This is a genomic window from Actinomycetospora sp. CA-053990 (assembly GCF_050948445.1).
Lineage (GTDB): Bacteria > Actinomycetota > Actinomycetes > Mycobacteriales > Pseudonocardiaceae > Actinomycetospora > Actinomycetospora callitridis.
This window is the reverse complement of record NZ_CP192043.1, coordinates 1,411,658-1,428,726: the sequence shown is the minus strand read 5'-3', so window position 1 is coordinate 1,428,726 and position 17,069 is coordinate 1,411,658. Positions and strand designations below refer to the sequence as shown.

The 17,069-nt window shown below is 74.1% G+C and carries 17 protein-coding genes; 6 read left to right on the top strand and 11 right to left on the bottom strand.

Annotated features, from left to right (window positions below):
• Nucleotides 1-4: 4 nt before the first annotated feature.
• Both ACQPYN_RS07380 and ACQPYN_RS07375 read right to left on the bottom strand, forming a co-directional pair.
• The gene (locus ACQPYN_RS07380) at nucleotides 5-1,372 is read right to left on the bottom strand and encodes a dipeptidase (RefSeq protein WP_433035244.1); all 1,368 of its coding nucleotides are present in this window, start codon (nucleotides 1,370-1,372) and stop codon (nucleotides 5-7) included.
• Between the two features lie 22 nt (nucleotides 1,373-1,394).
• The gene (locus ACQPYN_RS07375; RefSeq protein ID WP_433035241.1) at nucleotides 1,395-1,724 is read right to left on the bottom strand and encodes a putative quinol monooxygenase; all 330 of its coding nucleotides are present in this window, start codon (nucleotides 1,722-1,724) and stop codon (nucleotides 1,395-1,397) included.
• Nucleotides 1,725-1,801: 77 nt separating this feature from the next.
• Between ACQPYN_RS07375 and ACQPYN_RS07370 the strand changes: the two genes are divergently transcribed.
• Nucleotides 1,802-2,161 (top strand): hypothetical protein, encoded by a 360-nt coding sequence (locus tag ACQPYN_RS07370; protein WP_433035238.1) that lies wholly within the window; start codon nucleotides 1,802-1,804, stop codon nucleotides 2,159-2,161.
• On the opposite strand, the gene ACQPYN_RS07365 is transcribed toward ACQPYN_RS07370, so the two are convergent.
• Nucleotides 2,149-3,546 carry a dihydrolipoyl dehydrogenase family protein gene (locus ACQPYN_RS07365; protein WP_433035235.1) on the bottom strand — a complete coding sequence of 466 codons (1,398 nt, stop codon included), beginning with the start codon at nucleotides 3,544-3,546 and terminating at the stop codon, nucleotides 2,149-2,151. The two genes, ACQPYN_RS07370 and ACQPYN_RS07365, sit on opposite strands and share 13 nt — an antisense overlap.
• A gap of 118 nt (nucleotides 3,547-3,664) precedes the next feature.
• Here ACQPYN_RS07365 and ACQPYN_RS07360 point away from each other — a divergent pair, with 118 nt between their 5' ends.
• Nucleotides 3,665-4,510 carry a universal stress protein gene (locus ACQPYN_RS07360; RefSeq protein WP_433035232.1) on the top strand — a complete coding sequence of 282 codons (846 nt, stop codon included), beginning with the start codon at nucleotides 3,665-3,667 and terminating at the stop codon, nucleotides 4,508-4,510.
• A 13-nt stretch (nucleotides 4,511-4,523) separates the two neighbouring features.
• On the opposite strand, the gene ACQPYN_RS07355 is transcribed toward ACQPYN_RS07360, so the two are convergent.
• From ACQPYN_RS07355 to ACQPYN_RS07335, 5 genes are read right to left on the bottom strand one after another with little or no spacing between them, the layout of a single operon-like run.
• A complete protein-coding gene (locus tag ACQPYN_RS07355) occupies nucleotides 4,524-6,029 on the bottom strand; it encodes an FAD-dependent monooxygenase (protein ID WP_433035229.1) in 1,506 nt (501 codons plus the stop codon).
• Between the two features lie 3 nt (nucleotides 6,030-6,032).
• The gene (locus tag ACQPYN_RS07350; RefSeq protein WP_433035226.1) at nucleotides 6,033-6,641 is read right to left on the bottom strand and encodes a VOC family protein; all 609 of its coding nucleotides are present in this window, start codon (nucleotides 6,639-6,641) and stop codon (nucleotides 6,033-6,035) included.
• Nucleotides 6,642-6,649: 8 nt separating this feature from the next.
• A complete protein-coding gene (locus ACQPYN_RS07345; protein WP_433035223.1) occupies nucleotides 6,650-7,621 on the bottom strand; it encodes an alpha/beta fold hydrolase in 972 nt (323 codons plus the stop codon).
• On the bottom strand, nucleotides 7,618-8,499 hold the full coding sequence (locus ACQPYN_RS07340) for a fumarylacetoacetate hydrolase family protein (RefSeq protein WP_433035220.1): 882 nt from the start codon (nucleotides 8,497-8,499) through the stop codon (nucleotides 7,618-7,620). Before ACQPYN_RS07340 ends, ACQPYN_RS07345 begins: the two co-directional genes overlap by 4 nt.
• 25 nt (nucleotides 8,500-8,524) lie before the next feature.
• Nucleotides 8,525-9,778 carry an acyl-CoA dehydrogenase family protein gene (locus ACQPYN_RS07335; RefSeq protein WP_433035217.1) on the bottom strand — a complete coding sequence of 418 codons (1,254 nt, stop codon included), beginning with the start codon at nucleotides 9,776-9,778 and terminating at the stop codon, nucleotides 8,525-8,527.
• Between the two features lie 75 nt (nucleotides 9,779-9,853).
• Between ACQPYN_RS07335 and ACQPYN_RS07330 the strand changes: the two genes are divergently transcribed.
• The gene (locus tag ACQPYN_RS07330) at nucleotides 9,854-10,576 is read left to right on the top strand and encodes a GntR family transcriptional regulator (RefSeq protein WP_433035214.1); all 723 of its coding nucleotides are present in this window, start codon (nucleotides 9,854-9,856) and stop codon (nucleotides 10,574-10,576) included.
• On the opposite strand, the gene ACQPYN_RS07325 is transcribed toward ACQPYN_RS07330, so the two are convergent.
• Nucleotides 10,535-11,839, bottom strand: a complete 1,305-nt coding sequence (locus tag ACQPYN_RS07325; protein ID WP_433035211.1) for an MFS transporter — start codon at nucleotides 11,837-11,839, stop codon at nucleotides 10,535-10,537. The genes ACQPYN_RS07330 and ACQPYN_RS07325 overlap by 42 nt on opposite strands.
• Nucleotides 11,840-12,035: 196 nt before the next feature.
• On the opposite strand from ACQPYN_RS07325, the gene ACQPYN_RS07320 reads away from it, so the two are divergent.
• Nucleotides 12,036-12,335: a DUF3040 domain-containing protein gene (locus ACQPYN_RS07320; protein ID WP_433035208.1), complete on the top strand. Its 300-nt coding sequence runs from the start codon at nucleotides 12,036-12,038 to the stop codon at nucleotides 12,333-12,335.
• Between the two features lie 7 nt (nucleotides 12,336-12,342).
• Here ACQPYN_RS07320 and ACQPYN_RS07315 read toward each other — a convergent pair whose 3' ends face one another.
• Complete coding sequence (locus tag ACQPYN_RS07315; RefSeq protein ID WP_433035205.1) at nucleotides 12,343-12,690, bottom strand: bifunctional 3-phenylpropionate/cinnamic acid dioxygenase ferredoxin subunit; 348 nt, start codon at nucleotides 12,688-12,690, stop codon at nucleotides 12,343-12,345.
• Between the two features lie 172 nt (nucleotides 12,691-12,862).
• On the opposite strand from ACQPYN_RS07315, the gene ACQPYN_RS07310 reads away from it, so the two are divergent.
• Complete coding sequence (locus ACQPYN_RS07310) at nucleotides 12,863-14,299, top strand: MFS transporter (protein ID WP_433035202.1); 1,437 nt, start codon at nucleotides 12,863-12,865, stop codon at nucleotides 14,297-14,299.
• Nucleotides 14,300-14,304: 5 nt separating this feature from the next.
• On the opposite strand, the gene ACQPYN_RS07305 is transcribed toward ACQPYN_RS07310, so the two are convergent.
• Nucleotides 14,305-15,492: an NAD(P)/FAD-dependent oxidoreductase gene (locus tag ACQPYN_RS07305; RefSeq protein ID WP_433035199.1), complete on the bottom strand. Its 1,188-nt coding sequence runs from the start codon at nucleotides 15,490-15,492 to the stop codon at nucleotides 14,305-14,307.
• 431 nt (nucleotides 15,493-15,923) lie between these two features.
• Here ACQPYN_RS07305 and ACQPYN_RS07300 point away from each other — a divergent pair, with 431 nt between their 5' ends.
• A complete protein-coding gene (locus tag ACQPYN_RS07300) occupies nucleotides 15,924-17,063 on the top strand; it encodes an aromatic ring-hydroxylating oxygenase subunit alpha (RefSeq protein WP_433035196.1) in 1,140 nt (379 codons plus the stop codon).
• The last annotated feature ends 6 nt before the right edge of the window (nucleotides 17,064-17,069 follow it).

Genomic DNA, 17,069 nt, shown 5'->3' with positions numbered 1-17,069 from the left:
CCCTTCAGCGAGCGGCGGGCGCCAGGGAGCGCAGCAGCATCGCCTCGGCGAGCACGCAGCGCCCGAACATCCCCAGGTGGAGGCTCTCGTCGACGCCGTGCCAGCGGCTGGCCGGGTCGCCGACGCCGGTGACCAGCACCGCCGCGCCGGGGAAGGTCCGCGCGAACTCGGCGATGAACGGGATCGTGCCGCCCATGCCCATCTCGACGGTGCCGTGGCCGAACGCGGCGGACAGCGCGTCGCGGGCGAGGTCGTAGACGTCGCCGGTGGCCTCGAGCGCGAACGGCTCGCCGGTGGCCCGCGTCGTGACCTCGAGGTGCGCACCCCACGGGACGTGGCGACGCAGGTGCTCGGTGACGGCCTCGACGGCGCGCCCCGACTCGTCGCCGGGAGCCAACCGGACGCTGACCATCGCGCGGGCACGCGGCAGCAGGATGTTCGCCGACCCGTCGACGGCCGGCGCGTCGATGCCGAGCACGGCGATCGCCGGCTGGTGGGCGAGGCGCTCGGTGATCGTCCCGGTGCCGAGGAGCTCGACGCCGTCGAGCAGGCCGGCGTCGCCGCGGAAGGTGTCCTCCTCGACGTCGGGCGCCTCCGACGTCCCGACGGTCAGGCCCGCGACCGCGACCTCGCCCTTGTCGTCGTGCAGCGTCGCGAGCAGGCGGCACAGGGCGGTCAGGGCGTCGCCCGCGGGGCCGCCGAACATCCCGGAGTGCACCGCGCGCTCGAGCATCGAGACCTCGACGACGATGTTCGCCAGGCCGCGCAGGCTCGTGGTGAGCGCGGGGACGTCGACGGCGGGGTTGGCGGCGTCGGCGATCACGATGACGTCGGCCGCGAGGGAGTCGCGGTGCTCGGCGAGCAGCGCGGGCAGCGTCGGCGACCCGGACTCCTCCTCGCCCTCGACGAACAGCAGGACGCCCACCGGCGGCCGGCCGTCGAAGGCCCGCAGGGTGGCGAGGTGGGTCATCACGCCGGCCTTGTCGTCGGCGGCCCCGCGCCCGTAGAGGCGGCCGTCGCGCTCGTGGGGCTCGAACGGCGCCGTGGTCCACAGCTCGTCGCCGCCGGTGGGCTGGACGTCGTGGTGCGCGTAGAGCATCACCGTGGGAGCGCCGTCGGGGGCGGGCCAGTGCGCGACGACGGCCGGCGCGCCGCCCTCGGCAGCGATGACGTCGACCCGCTGCGCCCCGGCCCCCCGCGCGAGGGTGGCGACCGCATCGGCCGAGCGCCGGGTGTCCTCCGCGTGGGCCGGGTCGGCCCAGATGCTCGGGATGCGCACGAGCGCCTCGAGGTCGGCGCGGGCGTCGGGGAGCACCGCGTCCACCGCGGCGCGCAGGTCGGCAGGGGGCTCGGACGGCGTCGGGGACGACATGCCGTGAGCCTACGAGCGGCGCTCACATGTGCGCGGCGACCTCGCCCATCTCCGACCAGTCCACGCCCGCGGGCAGCTCCTGGTAGACGATCTTCGGGACGCGCGCGACCACCGACGGGAGCCACCCGAAGAACCACTGGGCGTGCGCCGAGGACACGTGCGCCTCGCCGGCGGTCTGGTCGCGGTAGTTCGCCACCACGACGTACTCGTCGCCGCCCTCGACGCTCTCGTAGCACGTGAAGTGCAGGTTGCCGGGCTCCTCGCGCACCTGGGCGCTGTAGCGCCGGATGCCCTCGAGGAAGGCGTCCCGCCGGTCCGGACGGACGTCGATGCTGATCACGATGAAGATCACGGGCTCGGCCTCCTCGTCGAGGTCGCACAGGCTAGCCCGGTCTTGCCGCCAGGAGCGATCTCCGTCAGCGTGGCGAGGTGGCGATCGTCGTGAAGTCCTTCGACACCTACACGCTGCGCTACCTCGCGGCCGGTGCGCAGTGGCAGAACGCCCGGGCGGTCGTCGACTGCTACCGCGGCGACACCTGGGTGGCGCAACTGCAGTTCCTCGCGGCGGAGCCGGCCGTGGGCGGCGGCCTCGGCTCGCCCGAGGAGTTCGTGGTCCTCTACTACGCCCTCGCCCGCTTCCACGACGTCGTCGACATCCTGCGCAACGAGGGTCCGCTCGCGGTCCTCTTCGACACCGGGACGACCACGGGCGAGATCACCACGCTCGCCAACGAGAAGGTCGGCGAGGCGGAGATCGTCCAGCCGGACCGAGGCTCCTACAGCCCGTAGGTCTCGAGCAGGCGCAGCCAGACCTCGCTCATGGTGGGGAACGAGGGCACGGCGTGCCAGAGGCGCTCGAGCGGCACCTCGCCGACGACCGCGATCGTCGCCCCGTGGACCATGTCCGCGACGTCCTGGCCGACGAAGGTCGCGCCGACGACCACGCCGCGGTCGGTGTCGACGACGAGCATGGCGACGCCGTCGTAGCCGTCGGCCTGGAGCGAGGCGCCGGCGACGTTCCCGATCTCGTAGCTCACCGCGCGCACCGACAGGCCGGCCCGGCGCGCCGAGTCCTCGGTGTGGCCCACGCTCGCCACCTGCGGGTCGGTGAAGATCACCTGCGGGACCGCGGTGTGCTCGGCGGTGGTGGCGTGGTGGGAGTACCGGCCGCCGAGCTCCTGGCCGCGCGAGCGCGCGACGATCACGTCGCCGCAGATCCGCGCCTGGTACTTGCCCATGTGCGTGAGCTGGGCGCCGGTGGAGGCGTCGCCGACCGCGTAGAGCCAGTCGCCGAGCACCGTCGTCGCGTCGTCGGCCTCGAGGTGCCCGCCGGGCTCGAGCCCGACCGTGTCGAGGCCGATGTCGGAGGTCGCGGGCCGGCGCCCGGCGGCCACGAGCAGCTCGGCGCCGCGCACCTCGGCGCCGTCGTCGAGCGTCGCGACGACGTCCGGGCCGTCGCGGCGGACCGCGGTCATCGACGTGGAGAGCCGCACGTCGACGCCGTCGGCCTCGAGCGCGGCCTGCACCCGGCGCCCTGCCTCGGGCTCGGTGGTCGGCAGGAGCCGGTCCCCGTGCTGGACGAGCGTGACCTGCGCGCCGAGGCGCTGGTAGGCCGTCGCCATCTCCACCCCGACCACGCCGCCGCCGAGGATCAGCAGCGACGCCGGGATCTCCTTGACCTGGGTGGCCTCCTGGTTGGTCCAGGCGTTCACCGTGTCCAGGCCGTCGACCGGCGGGAACGCCGGCACCGAGCCGGTGGCGACGACGACGTACCGGGCGGCCACGGACGTCGTGGTGCCGTCGTGGTGGGTGACCTCGACGGCGCGCTCGCCGGTGAGCCGCCCGCGCCCGCGCAGCAGCGTGATGCCGGCGCCGGAGAGCCAACCGGCCTGGCCGGAGTCGTCCGGGGCGGCGAACCCGTCGCGGCGCTCCAGGACCTTCGCGACGTCGATCGGGCCGGCCTCGACACCGGGCACGCGCTGTGTCGCGGCGAGCAGGTCGACCGGGCGCAGCAGCGCCTTCGACGGGATGCACGCGTAGTAGGAGCACTCACCCCCGACCAGCCGGTCCTCGACGATCGCCGCGGAGAGCCCCTGCTGGTGGGCTCGGTCGGCGACGTTCTCGCCCACCGGGCCGGCCCCGATCACCACGACGTCCACGTCGAGATCGCTCATCCGTCCGTCTCCTCCTCGGTCGTCGGCACGCCGTGCGCGAGTCTGCCCCTGACGCGGCGGGCGTGCGCCCACCACACACGGAACGGGGAGATGCCCGATTCGCGGCATACTCGCCGCCATGAGCACAGACGGTGGCGCGGGCGTGGTCCTCGTCGGCTTCGACGGCTCGCGCGAGGCCTCCCGGGCGATCGCGGTCGGCGCGCGCGTCCTGCCCGACCTCGCCGCCCGGGTCGTGCACGTGTGGGCGCCCCCGGGCACCGACCCCGCGCTGCGCGAGCGGGTGACCCACCACATCGGCAGGCTGGGCGACCTCGGCGACCTCATGCAGCGGGAGTGCGGCATCGACGCCGAGCACGTCGCCGCCGACGGGACGGCGCTGGCCCGCGCGGCCGGCTGGTCGGCGGAGCCGCTCACCCGCCGCTCCTACGGCGACCCGGGCGCCGAGCTCGCCCTCCTCGCCGCCGAGCTCCGGCCCGCCGCGATGGTGGTCGGCTCGCGCGGCCTCGGCGGGGCGTCCGCCCTGCTGGGCAGCGTCTCCGACCTCGCCGTCCACCACAGCCCCGTCCCGGTGCTGGTCGTGCCCCCGCTGATGAGCTGGGAGCGCGCCCGCGCGGCGACGGGCCCGGTGGTGATCGCCCAGGACGGGTCCGAGGGCGCGGCCCGTGCGGGGGCGGCGGCCGCGGCGCTGCTGCCCGGCCGCGAACGGATCGACGTCCACGTCACCGCGTCCGTGGACGAGGAGGGCGGCCCGCCGGAGGCCGTGTCCGTGCGCGCGCACGGCTGGGGCCCGCGCGCGACCGCCGAGGCACTCGGCGCCGAGGCCGCCGCGCGCAAGGCCGGGGTCGTCGTCGTCGGCTCGCGGGGACGCTCGACGCTGCGCCAGCTGGTGCTCGGCAGCACGGCCATGGCCGTGCTCCACCACGCCCACCGCCCCGTCCTGGTGGTGCCGGCCCCCGAGTCCTGAGCCGCGCCGCGACTCAGCCCGTGACGCGCTCCACCAGCGCCACCGGGTCGGCGGGCGGGTGCCCGCCGCGCCAGGCGACGTGCTGGTCCGGCCGGACCAGCAGGGCCTCGTCCCCGTCCGGCAGCGGCGCGACGGCCAGCGGGACGCCGCGCCGGGCGCAGGCGTCGACCAGCGCCGCACCCACGAAGCCGGGTGGCGCCAGCAGCGTGTACCCCGCACCGAGGACGTCGTAGAGCGACCGGCCGTCGGGCAACCACGCGTGGGGCAGCCGGTCGCCCGCCCCGTCGGCCACCACTGGCGAGCCCGCCACCCCGACGTCGAGGACGAGGTCGAGCGCGTGGAACTCGGCGCTCTTCGCCTCCTGTATCCGCTGGTGGGCGAGCCGGCGGGCGGCGTCCCCGGCCGGGGTGTCGGCCTCGAGGTCGTCGGCGACGAGGTCACCGGACAGCGTCCGCATGTTCTCGCTCGCGGCCTTCACGACGCGGTCCTGGACGGGGCGCCGCTCGGCCTCGTAGCTCTCGAGCAGCCCCGGCCCGCCCCACCCCTGCAGGACGGCAGCGAGCTTCCACCCCAGGTCGACGGCGTCGCCGATCCCGGTGTTGAGCCCGTGCCCGCCGAACGGCGGGTTGAGGTGGGCAGCGTCCCCGGCGAGGAACACCCGGCCCACGCTCGCCCGGTCCACGAGCTGCATGCGCGCCGTCCACGGGTCGGTCGAGAGCACCTCGGCGCCGACGGGCACGCCCGCCGCCGCGTCGATCAACGCCGCGCCGTCGCGCTCGCCGGTGGCGCGGTCGACGCCGAACGCGATGACCCACCAGGTGCCGTCGGCCGGATCGAGCGGGCCGAGCAGCGCGGGCGCCTGCGGGTTGACCGTCCAGTACTGCACCGCCGACCCGTGCGGTACACGCTCGGCGAGACCGGGCGCCCGGAAGACCATCCCGAAGTTCGGGCGCAGCGCGTGCTCGCCGACGTAGTCCGCGCCGACGAGCTCACGCACCGCGCTGCGCGGGCCGTCGCACCCGAGGACGTGGTCGGCCCGGACCGACTCGGTGTCGTCCAGGCGCACCGTCACCCCGTCGGCGTCCTGCAGCAGCCCGGTGACGCGGGACCCCAGCGCGAGCGTCACCGTGTCGAGCCCGAGGACGACCTCCCGGAGCAGCTCCTCGAGCACGTACTGCGGCGCCTGCTGGCCGACCTCCGGGAAGCGGCCGCCCTGCGCCGCCAGGCCGAGCACGCCGGTGAAGCGCGAGAGCTCGCGACCCACCAGCGACGTGCAGAACACGACGTCGGTGGAGAACCCGCGCGGCAGCGGGGCCCGGTCGCGCAGGCGGTCGGCGATCCCCCACCGGCGCAGGTGCTCCATGGTGCGCACGTTCACCGTCTTGCACCGGGGCCGGGCGTGCGACACCGTCGCGCGCGGCTCGACCACGAGGCACTCGACGCCGCGCCGACCGAGCTCCACCGCGGCCGCGAGCCCGACCGGGCCGCCGCCGGAGACGAGCACCTGCGTGGAGCGCACGGCTTAGTAGACCTCGGGCAGCAGGATGTCCGCGGGCACGTCCTCCGGCCGGTACTTCCCGGCGCGCGCCCCCTCGTGGATCTCGTCCTCGGACACGGCCTGCGCGCGGGCCTCGACGAGCTTGTCGGGGTCGAACCACTCGCCGATGGGGTTCTCGGCGAACTCGCGCGACGCCCAGATCCACTCCTTGGAGACCGCCCAGTCGCCGAAGGCGTCGAACTGGATCTCCACCCCGTTGCCCTCGGGGTCGGCGTAGTACATCGACATCGTGATGCCGTGGTCGACGCACATGAACGGCGTGATGCCGTGGTCGCGCAGCCGCTCGTAGTTGTCGAGCCACTGGCCGAACGAGCCGTACTCGAACGCCGTGTGGTGCAGGCCGGCGCTGGTCGGCTTGTCCACCGGCCGGTGCACGGCGGGGTGGGCGATGAGCGCGATGCGGTGGTTGGCCTCGTCGTTGGTCAGCCAGGCCGCGCTCTCGGCGTAGTGCACGGGGTACAGCCCGCAGACCAGGCCGTACCAGCGGACCATCTCGTCCAGCTTGAGCGTCAGGAACGTGGCGTGGTGCAGCTTCGGCGGGATGATCGGGGCCTGCAGGTGCTCTCCGGCCATGACGTCTCCTATCGGTCGAGGGTCGCGACGAAGTCGAGGACGGCCTCGACGTACTGCTTCGGCAGGTGCTCGTGCATCGCGTGCGGCGCGTCCGGGAAGTCGCGGTAGTCGATCCGCCCGCCGGCGGCGGTGACGATCTCCCGAGCGCGCCGGGCCTGGTCGTCGGACGACGCCCCGACGAGGCGGCCCGTCGTGGCGTCGACGGTGCGGAAGTGGTGCGTCAGCAGGACCGGGACGCGGACCTGCTCGAGCATCGTCACGTGGTCGCACGACGCGGTGGCGGTGCCGGAGACGAACGCCCGTCCCCACTCCGGGTCGTACTCGCGCAGGTTCTGCGGCACGCCGTCGGCGGGGCCCCCGTTCTCGTCCGGCGGGATCATCGCGGCCAGGTTGACCAGCATCGGCATCGGGATCTCGGTCGGGAACGCCCGCATGAGCCCCGCCCAGTCGCCGATCGACCACTGGTCGCCAAGCCACTTGTTCCACGCCGCGAACACCGGGCCGATGGCCTGGTGGATGCTCTGCCCGATCGCGGGCGTGGTCTGGCTGGAGAACAGCGGCGGGTCCTCCCAGACCGCGGCGCGGATCTGGCCGGGCTTCGCGTACGCCGAGAGCCAGGCCGAGAGGATCCCGCCGGAGGACATCCCGCTGACCAGCGTCTCCCGCCCGATCACGAGGTCGATGAAGCGGACGAGGTCGTTGCCGAAGTTGTCGATCGTGTAGCGGCCCGGCGTCCACGTCGACCGTCCCTGCCCGCGCAGGTCGACGGCGTGCACGTGGAAGTGCTCGGCGAGCAGCGGCATCGCCGGCTCGTAGCCCCACCACGACTCGGACTGCCCGGGGATCAGGAGCAGCGCGGGCAGCGACGGGTCGCCGGCGACGGCGTAGTTCATGCGGACCTCGCCGAGGTCCACGGTCTGCTCCGGGTAGGTGTGCCGGACGAACGTCGCCGCGCGGTCGGCGGCCTCGAGGATGGTCACGCCTTGTCTCCTGTCACGAACCGGTGCTGCATCTGGCCGATCCCGGCGCACCAGGTGACGAGCTCGTCGCCGTCGCCGAGGAAGCGCGGCGGGGTCCGCCCGGCGCCGATCCCGGCCGGGGTGCCGGTGAAGACGACGTCGCCGGGCAGCAGCGTGACGATCGCCGAGAGCTCGGCGACCAGGTCCGGGACCGAGAAGATCATCGCCCCGGTGCGGCCCTTCTGGACGCTCTCGCCGTTGACGAGGCAGCCCAGCTCCAGGTCGTCGGGGTCGAGGCCGGCCGCGCGGAGCTCGTCGACGCTGACGAGGGCCGGGCCCATCGGCGAGAACCCGGGGTAGGACTTGCCCATCCCGAACTGCGGGGGCGGGGCGGCGAACTGGGTGACGCGGTCGGAGATGTCCTGGCCGACGGTCAGGCCGGCGACGTGGTCCCACCCCTGCGCCGCCGGGATGTGGTGGCCACCCGCGCCGATGACGGCGACGAGCTCGACCTCCCAGTCGACGGTGCCGGGCGAGAGCCGGATGTCGCTCTGGGGGCCGGTGAAGCTCGACGCGTACTTGGTGAACACCAGCGGCGTGGTCGGCAGCTCCATGCCCGACTCGGCGGCGTGGTCGCGGTAGTTCAGCCCCACGGCGAAGACCTGCGGCGGCCGCGGGGCGACCGGCCCGAGCGCGCCCGTGCCGAGGGGGACGGCGGCGGCGAGGTCCGCCGACGCGGCCCAGTCCCGGAACTCGGTCCACCGGTCGTAGACGGCCTGCGGGTCGGCGGTGAAGCGGCCGTCGCTGGCCCGCTCCACGTCGAGTCCACGCAGGCCCCCCGCCGACTCGGCGTCGGGCTCCACCAGGGCCAGCCGGCCCGCGTGATTGGCGATGCGCACGTGTGTCCTTCCTTCTCCAGGGGCTCTACACGAGTGCTGTCACGCCGTCGGTCAGGCCGAGCAGCGCCCGGCCGTAGACCTCCGACGAGATGGCCGGGCTGATGACCGCGTGGCGGGACGCGACCTCGGAGTCGCGCCAGATTCGCTGCATCGGGCTGACCTCGGCGAACGAGCCGGCCCCGTGCGCCGAGACCAGCGTGCGGATCGCCTCGCGGGCGTTCTCGATGGCGGCGCCGGTGTCCATCCGGACGCGCGCCCGGGCGGCGTAGTCGGGGTAGACGCCGTCGGCGGCGGCCTGGTCGATGTCGGCGGCCGCGCGGTAGGCGAACAGGTGCGCCGCGTCGATGAGCGAGGCGGCCTTCGCCACCGCGAGCTGCACGGTCGGCGCCTCGGTCTGCGTGTCGTAGAACGTGTAGGAGATGCCGCGCTTCGGCGCCTTCTCGAGCACCAGGTCCAGGGCCGCCTGGGCCAGGCCGAGCTGCGGGCCGGCGAGCACGATGGCGGCGACCGGGATGAACGCCGACCGGTAGAGCGCCTCGTCGGTGTGCTCGGTGGCGTAGCGCCCGCCGATCGCGGCCGGGATCGAGATGACCCGGTGCTCGGGCACCAGGATGTCGCGCGCGACCAGGGTGTTCGAGCCGGTGCCGCGCATGCCGGCGACGAACCACGTGTCCTCGATCGACATGTCGGTCATCGGCACCAGCGCCAGGCCCTGGTCGACGATCTCGCCGTGCTCGTCCGGCACGGGGAACCCGACGACGGCCCACTGCGCGTGCAGGCAGCCCGACGCCCAGCCCCAGGAGCCGGTCACGCGGTAGCCGCCGTCGACCCGGGTCGCCTCCGCCGTCGGCGCGAGCACCCCGGCGATGCGGTGGCCCGGCGAGTCCTCGAGCACGTCGCGCTGCGCCTGGTCGGGGAAGAGGCCGGCGAAGAACGGGCAGACGTTCATGAGCGTCGTCGCCCACGCGGTGGAGCCGCAGCCGCGGGCCAGCTCGCGGGACACCTCGAGCTTCGTGCGGATGTCGGTCTCGAGCCCGCCGAGCCGCCTCGGCCGCATGATCGAGAAGAGACCGGCCTCGTCGATCAGGGCGATGTTCTCCTCGACGACCCGACGGTCCTCCTCGGTGCGGGGCGCGTTGCGGGCGAGCACGGGGACGATCTCGCGGGCCCGTCCGACCAGCTCCGCGCGCAGGGCACGGGCCTCGTCGGAGGTCCCGGGACGGTCGAGCGAGCAGGGCGTCGGTGGTGAGGACACGAGCACCTCCGGGTCGGTGGTCACGGCGGCGTGACGCGGGCCACCCCGGACGCTAGGGCGCTAACTTATAAGATGTCAATCTGCGCTAGGCTGCTCGCCGTGACGGTCCCGGGGGTGCAGTCGGTGGCGGCGCGCAAGGCGTCGGCGGTGGATCTCGTGCTGCACGAGATCCGCCGTTCGATCCTGTCCGGGGCGCTGCCGCCGGGTCAGCCGTTCACGGTGCCCGCCCTCACCGAACGCCTCGGCGTGAGCCACGTCCCGGTCCGCGAGGCGCTGCGCCAGCTCGAGGCCCAGGGGCTGGTGACCCTCAGCCCCTCGCGCAGCGCGACGGTCACCCCGCTCGACGCCGACGACCTGCGCGCCCTCTACCGGCTGCGCATCACGGTCGAGCCCGAGCTGGCGGCGCTGTCGGCCCCGCACCGCACCGACGCCGAGATCGCCGCGCTCGACGGGATGGTGCGCGCGACGTTCGGCGACGTACTCGGCGAGGCGTTCTGGGAACCGCACCGCTCGTTCCACGCCGCGATGATCGAGCCGGCGGCGAGCGACTGGGACCGGCGCATGCTCGCCCCGCTCTGGGACGCCTCCGAGCGCTACACGCGGCTGGTGTTCGACCCCGTCGAGGCGCCCGAGTCGTTCGCGACCCGCCGGGCCCACGCCCACGACGAGCTCGTCGACGCCGCCCGGTCCCGCGATCCGGAGACGGTCCGCGCCGCGGTCCGCGAGCACCTGGAGAACAACCTCGCGACGATGCTCGAGGAGATGAGCACCATCGACACCTCACGCCGGCGGCTCTGGAGCGGTCGCGACGCCACCGCCTGACACGAGCACGGCCGCCGTGTGGGTCGCCGGCGGCCCCTGCGGCTCGTCCAGCGCGCGGAACGCCGGCACGACGAGGGCGACGATCGCGGTCAGGCCGGCGAGCGCGGCGATCACGAGCCCGGCGGCGGGCAGCCCGGCCGTCGCGGCCACGGCGGCGAGCGGGGCGCTGGTCAGGGCGGGGGCCGAGAGCATGACGGTGTTCTGCGCGCCGAGCACCCGGCCGCGCATGGCGTCGGGGGTGGCCTCCACGGTGAGGACACCGAGCACGGCCGAGGCCGGGGCGTTGGTGAGCCCGACCAGCGCCGCACCGGCGAGGACCAGCCACGGCGAGGCCATGCTGCCGACGGCGACGAACCCGGCGAGGGTGCCGGTCATGCCGATCACGAACCACGTGCGACGGCGCACCCGGCCGGTGGTGGCGGCGTAGAGCGCGGAGCCGGCGATGCTGCCGCCCGCGATCGCGCTCAGGGTCAGCCCGGTCAGCGCCGGGAGGTCCTCGGCGGTGAAGTAGGCGGGCATCAGCGTGCTCTGCAGGGAGCTCAGGACGGCGACGAACGTCGCGCCGACGAGCGTGGCCCCGAGGACGAGCCGGTGGCCGGCCAGGAACCGCCACGAGACGACGAGGTCGGTGACGGCGCGGCGCACCGCCCCGCCGGGGCGGGTGCGGTCGCGCGGGCCGACGACGCCGACCCGGGGATCGAGCACGAGCGTCAGCACCGCGGCCCCGACGCTGGTGGCGGCGGTCGTCAGCACGAGGGCGGGCGACAGGCCGAGGAGCCCGACGAGCAGGCCGCCCAGCCCGGGCCCGGCCAGCAGCAGGACGTTGCCGACGGTCTCGCGGGTGGCGATGAGGCGGTCCAGGCGCCCCGGGCGGACGTCCCCGAGCCGCGCGAGGACGGGCAGCACCGACTCCTGGGCGGTCATGCCCGGCACGCGGATGACGGCACCGATCAGGCCGAGCACCAGGAACGCGGTCATGTCCAGGCCCCACAGGGCGTCCACCACCGGGAGCGCGGCCAGCGAGAGCGCGGAGAGCAGGTCGGAGACGACCGCCACGACGCGTCGGTCGATGCGGTCGACGAGCAGGCCCGAGAGCAGGCCGGTCGCCGCCGCGGCCGCCGTCGTCACGGTCGCGAGCACACCGGCGGCGAGCACGTCGCCCGTGCGCTCGAGCACGAGCAGCGGCATGACCACGCTGGCGATGCCGGCGCCGAGCAGGGACATGCCGTACGAGGCGAACCAGACAGCGGGGCTGCGGCGCATTTCCGTCCTCCCGGGGTGCGAGCTGCACCCAGGGGACGCCGTGCCGTCGCGGCACCCTCAAGGCCGCGTGAGCCGGACCACGCGCCCGGGCATCCGGCCGGATCGCCACCGAACGGGCCGCGGCCGGCGCGCGAACGTCTCCCCCGACGGCCGGTGATCCCGGACGGCCGGCGCTTCCAGGGGGAAGGACCCCGCGATGCTCGACGACGACGAACGCACGGTGCTCGAGGAGACCGAACGGGCGCTCGCCCGCGACGACCCCTCCCTGGCCCGGCGGATGCGCCGGCCCGGTGTCCGCCGTCGACGGGCGGCGCGCGGGCGAGCCGCCGTCGTGCTCGTGACCGTGGCGCTGGTCGTCGGGCTCTTCTGGCTCGCGCTCCCCGGGCAGGCCCTGCTCGTGGTGATGGTGGGCGTCGGCGCCCTGGTCGGCCTGGGCTGGCGCCCCCGGCTCGACGGGATCACCACGGCGCTGCGGCCCGAGCGCCGCGCGCTGTGACGACGGGCTACGCCGCGGTCACCTGCTGCGCGGGCGCGGCAGCGGCCTCCACCGTCACCGTCTCCTGGACGTAGGCGACGCCCTCGACGACGTGTACCTCGTGGGTGCGCACCGGCTTCTTCGCCGGCGGGCCGCTGGGGCGACCCGTCCGCAGGTCGAAGCACGCCGCGTGCAGCGGGCACTCGACCGCGCAGCCCTCGAGCCAGCCGTCGGACAACGACGCGTCCTGGTGGGTGCACGTGTCGTCGATGGCATAGAGATCGCCGTCCACGTTGAAGACCGCGATGGCCACCGAGCCCTGCACCCGCACCGACTCCCCCTCGGGGATGTCGGCCAGCTCCGCCACGTAGATCATGTCGAGCTCCTGTTGCGCTATGCGCATCGAGTCCTGTAATCCGCAACACCAGGGTGAGGCTTCGGAAGTCGGCCGTCAACCTCCCTGGCCGACGTCTCCACGAGATGTGTCGCGAGAAGCATCGACGATTGATATTCCACTGATATTTCGAACACGCTACGATGGCCGCCCCATGACCTCGCAGCGACCGCCCCCGGGACACGGTGTCGCCCGGGCCGTCGAGGGCGAGCACACCCTGCGGCGCGCGACGGCCGCCGCGGCGATCGGCAACGTCGCCGAGTGGTACGACTTCGGGATCTACTCCTACCTGGCCGGGGCGGCCCTGAGCAGGGTGTTCTTCCCCGACGCGGGCCCGTGGGCCACCGTCTACACGCTCGGCGCCTTCGCCGCCGCGTTCCTGATGCGCCCGCTCGGGGGCCTGGTCTTCGGCCCGCTGGGTGACCGCATCGGCCGCACCCGCGTGCTGTCGATGACGGTGCTCCTCATGGCGGTGGCCACCGTGCTCCTCGGGCTCGTCCCGACGCACGGCGCGCTCGGCGCGGCGGCCCCGGTGCTCGTGCTGGCGATCCGCATGCTGCAGGGGTTCTCGGCCGGCGGGGAGTACACCGGCGCGCTCACGATGATCGCCGAGTACTCCCCGGACTCGCGTCGCGGGGTGTTCGGGAGCTGGCTGGAGTTCGGCACCATCACCGGCTACACGCTCGGCGCCGGCGTGAGCGCGGCCGTGATCGGCCTCCTGGGAGACGACGACCTCCTCGCCTGGGGCTGGCGGGTGCCGTTCCTGCTGGCGCTGCCCCTCGGGGTCGTCGGCATCTACCTGCGCCTGCGGCTCGAGGACACCCCGGCCTTCCGGCAGCTCATGGAACGCTCCCCCGCGCTGGCGACGATGCCGCTGCGGCGCGCGCTGCACATCCTCGTCCGCCGCCACCGCCGGGCGCTCGTCGTGGCCGGGGGCCTGATCGTGGCCTGGAACATCGCCAACTACGTGATGACCAGCTACGTGCCGACCTACCTCACGAGCACCCTGGCCGAGCACGGCGAGACGGGCACGGGGACGGGGACGGCCACGTCGACGCTGCTGCAGGTGATCGTCATGGTCGCGATGCTCGCGGTGATCACCTCGCTGGGCCGGCTCTCCGACCGCATCGGGCGCCGGCCGGTCCTGCTCGCCGGGAGCCTCTCGCTGGTCGTCCTCGGCCTGCCGTCGGTCTGGCTGCTGCGCCAGGGCCTCGGCGGCCAGCTCGCGGGCCTCGTCCTGATGGGGGCGAGCCTCGTCTGCTTCGCCGCGGTCGCCCCGTCGACGCTGCCGGCGATGTTCCCGACGCTCGTGCGCTACGGCGGTCTGGCCCTGACGTTCAACGTCTCCGTCTCGGTGTTCGCCGGTACCGCGCCGACCGTCATCGCCGCGGCGACGACGGCCACCGGGAACCTCGACTGGCCGGGCTACTACCTCGTGGCGGCGGGGGTGGTCGGCCTGGTGAGCGTGGCGTTCCTGCGGGAGTCCGCCGGTCAGCCGCTCGCGGGGGCCGCACCGCTCACCTCAAGTGCCGAGCTCCCGCCGCCGCCGGTGTCGGCGGACGGCGTGCCCCTGGAGCGCCCGGGCGAGTAGGCGCTCTACGCGGGACGCCGGAGCTCGGTGCGACGGAAGCGCCCGAACATGCGCGGGTTGCCCATGCCGAAGATCCCGGTCGTCGTGCCTGCGCCGTCGGTGTAGCGCGCGACGAACCGGCCGTCGGCGACGTCGCCGTCGACGATCTCGACCTCGTCGTCGACCGACGGGTGCCCGGCGAGCTGCAGCATCCGCCCGTACTGCTCGGACCAGACGTAGCCGCTGGGCCGGAAGGTCGCGCTGCCGCGCCCACCGAGCAGGTTCGCCGCCGCGACGGCGGCCTGCTCCCCCGCGCTCGTCCAGTGCTCGTGGCGGTGGGTGCCCGCCTCGGCCCCGTCGGTCCACCGGGCGACGTCGCCGACGGCCACGACGGTCGGGAGGTCGGTGACCAGCCCTGCGTCGGTACGGACGCCGCGGTCGAGCGTGACGCCCGACCCCTCGAGCCACTCGGTGTTCGGGACGATGCCGATGCCCACCACCACGATGTCGGCCTTGACCGTGCTGCCGTCGCCCAGCTCGACGCCGACGACCCGGCGGCCCTCGCCGCTCGGGACCGTCGCCAGACCCGCGACGGCGGCGCCGACCTGCAGGGACGTGCCGTGCGCGGCGTGCAGGTCGACGCAGCTGCGGGCGATGCGGCGCCCCAGGGCGGGCGCCAGGGGCAGATCGGTGCCGTCGAGGACGGTCACCTCGAGGCCGAGCGCGCGGCACGTCGACGCCACCTCGGCGCCGATGAAGCCGGCCCCGACGATCGCCACCCGGGGGGCGCCGTCGCGCAGGGCCGCCCGGAGCGAGACGGCGTCGTCGAGGGTCCGCAGGACGTGCACGCCCTCGACGCCCTCGGTGCCCGGCAGGCGGCGGGCCCGCCCGCCGGTGGCGAGCACGACGCCGTCGGCGCGGACGTCGGAGCCGTCCGCGAGCACGACGCGCCCGCCCGCGGCATCCAGTCGGGACGCCGTGACACCGAGCCGCAGCTCCAGCGCGAGCTCGTCGTCGTCGGCCGGGTCGAGCAGGCCGATCCCGTCCTCGTCGACACTGCCGTCGAGGAACCCCTTCGACAGCGGCGGCCGGTCGTAGGGCCGGTGCACGTCGTCGCCGACGAGCACCAGCCGTCCGTCGTAGCCCGCGGCGCGCAGGGCCTCGGCGGACCGGACCCCGGCGACGGACCCTCCCACGATCGCGATGGTCTTCATGCGGCCTCCTGGTCGGCCTGCGGTACTGGGGGGTGGCGCGCGGATCGCGCGCGCGTGTCCTCACGCCCCCGCGTGGCCGTCGGGCCCGGGGTCGGGAGGTCTCGGGGGACGAGCCGGTCGAGCCTCATCGCTGACGACCGGTGAGCGAACACCCACGGGCTGGAGTGCGTTGCGCGATGAGAAACACGGTGCTCATCTCGCAACAGTTGACGGTGGGAGAGACGGAACCGCTTGTCAAGAGGTGTCCTGCCCGAGATCCGTCGAGAGGTGAGACGAAGTCACCGGCGCGGACCCTTGACAACGCGACTCGGCGATCGGACCGTGTGTGTTGCGTACTGCGAACCACGTTGTTCTATACGCAACACGGACGCAACACTCCCGCCACGGCGCCGTCGCCCCGCCCCTGCCGCACTCCGAGGAGCACGGATTCAATGACCACTGGAGAGATGGCACCGACGGTGTCGGGGCTGCCGGCGAGCCTGCGGGGCACGCTGCCCGGCCGGTACTACACCGACCCGACGATCTTCGCGGCCGAGCAGGCCCTGATCTTCGAGACGCAGTGGTTCTGTGCGGTGCTCGCCACCGACATCCCGGGCCCCGGTGCCTTCGAGACCGTCCAGGTCGGCCGGGAGAGCGTGATCGTCGCCCGCGGACGCGACGGTGCGGTCAACGCCTACCTCAACGTCTGCCGCCACCGCGGCGCACGGCTGTGTACCGAGGAGAAGGGCGCCGTTCGCCGGTCCTTCCAGTGCCCGTACCACGCCTGGACCTACGGCCTGGACGGCAAGCTCATCGCCGCGCCCAACATCGGCGACATGCCGGACGTCGACCGCGTCGAGTTCGGCCTGAACCGCGTGCACGTGCGCGAGTGGCTCGGCTACGTCTGGCTGTGCCTGGCCGACGAGCCGCCGTCCTTCGAGGACACGGTGATCGCCGACGTCGGCGAGCGGCTGGGCTCCCCCGACGCGATCGTCGGCTACCAGGTGGCGGATCTGAAGCTGGGCCGGCGGATCGAGTACGACGTGGCGGCGAACTGGAAGCAGATCGTCGAGAACTTCATGGAGTGCTACCACTGCGCGACGATCCACCCGGAGCTCACCGAGGTCCTCCCGGAGTTCGCCGACGGCCTCGCCGCGCAGTACTTCGTCGGCCACGGCGCCGCATTCGGCGACGACGTCGCGGGGTTCACCGTCGACGGCTCGGAAGGCCTCGATCGCATTCCCGGCGTCGCCGAGGACCAGGATCGGCGCTATTACGCCATCACCGTCCGGCCTCAGGTCTTCATCAATCTCGTCCCCGACCACGTCGTGTTCCACCGCATGTTCCCGCTCTCACCCACGCGAACCCTCGTGCGCTGCGACTGGCTCTACCTCCCCGAGGTCGTCGACTCGGGCGCCGACATCGAGCGCTCGGTGGAGCTCTTCCACCGGGTGAACCAGCAGGACTTCGACGCCTGCGAGCGCTGTCAGGTGGCGATGGACTCCCGCGCCTACGCCCGCGGCGGCGTGCTCGTCCCGAGCGAGCACCACATCGGCGAGTTCCACGACTGGGTCCAGAAGAAGATCGACTGACCGTCC

Coding starts and splice junctions, on each gene's coding strand:
- ACQPYN_RS07380 (WP_433035244.1), bottom strand. CDS start 1,372: ATGTCGTCCCCGACGCCGTCCGAGCCCCCTGCCGACCTGCGCGCCGCG.
- ACQPYN_RS07365 (WP_433035235.1), bottom strand. CDS start 3,546: ATGAGCGATCTCGACGTGGACGTCGTGGTGATCGGGGCCGGCCCGGTG.
- ACQPYN_RS07360 (WP_433035232.1), top strand. CDS start 3,665: ATGAGCACAGACGGTGGCGCGGGCGTGGTCCTCGTCGGCTTCGACGGC.
- ACQPYN_RS07350 (WP_433035226.1), bottom strand. CDS start 6,641: ATGGCCGGAGAGCACCTGCAGGCCCCGATCATCCCGCCGAAGCTGCAC.
- ACQPYN_RS07325 (WP_433035211.1), bottom strand. CDS start 11,839: ATGCGCCGCAGCCCCGCTGTCTGGTTCGCCTCGTACGGCATGTCCCTG.
- ACQPYN_RS07320 (WP_433035208.1), top strand. CDS start 12,036: ATGCTCGACGACGACGAACGCACGGTGCTCGAGGAGACCGAACGGGCG.
- ACQPYN_RS07315 (WP_433035205.1), bottom strand. CDS start 12,690: ATGATCTACGTGGCGGAGCTGGCCGACATCCCCGAGGGGGAGTCGGTG.
- ACQPYN_RS07310 (WP_433035202.1), top strand. CDS start 12,863: ATGACCTCGCAGCGACCGCCCCCGGGACACGGTGTCGCCCGGGCCGTC.
- ACQPYN_RS07305 (WP_433035199.1), bottom strand. CDS start 15,492: ATGAAGACCATCGCGATCGTGGGAGGGTCCGTCGCCGGGGTCCGGTCC.
- ACQPYN_RS07300 (WP_433035196.1), top strand. CDS start 15,924: ATGACCACTGGAGAGATGGCACCGACGGTGTCGGGGCTGCCGGCGAGC.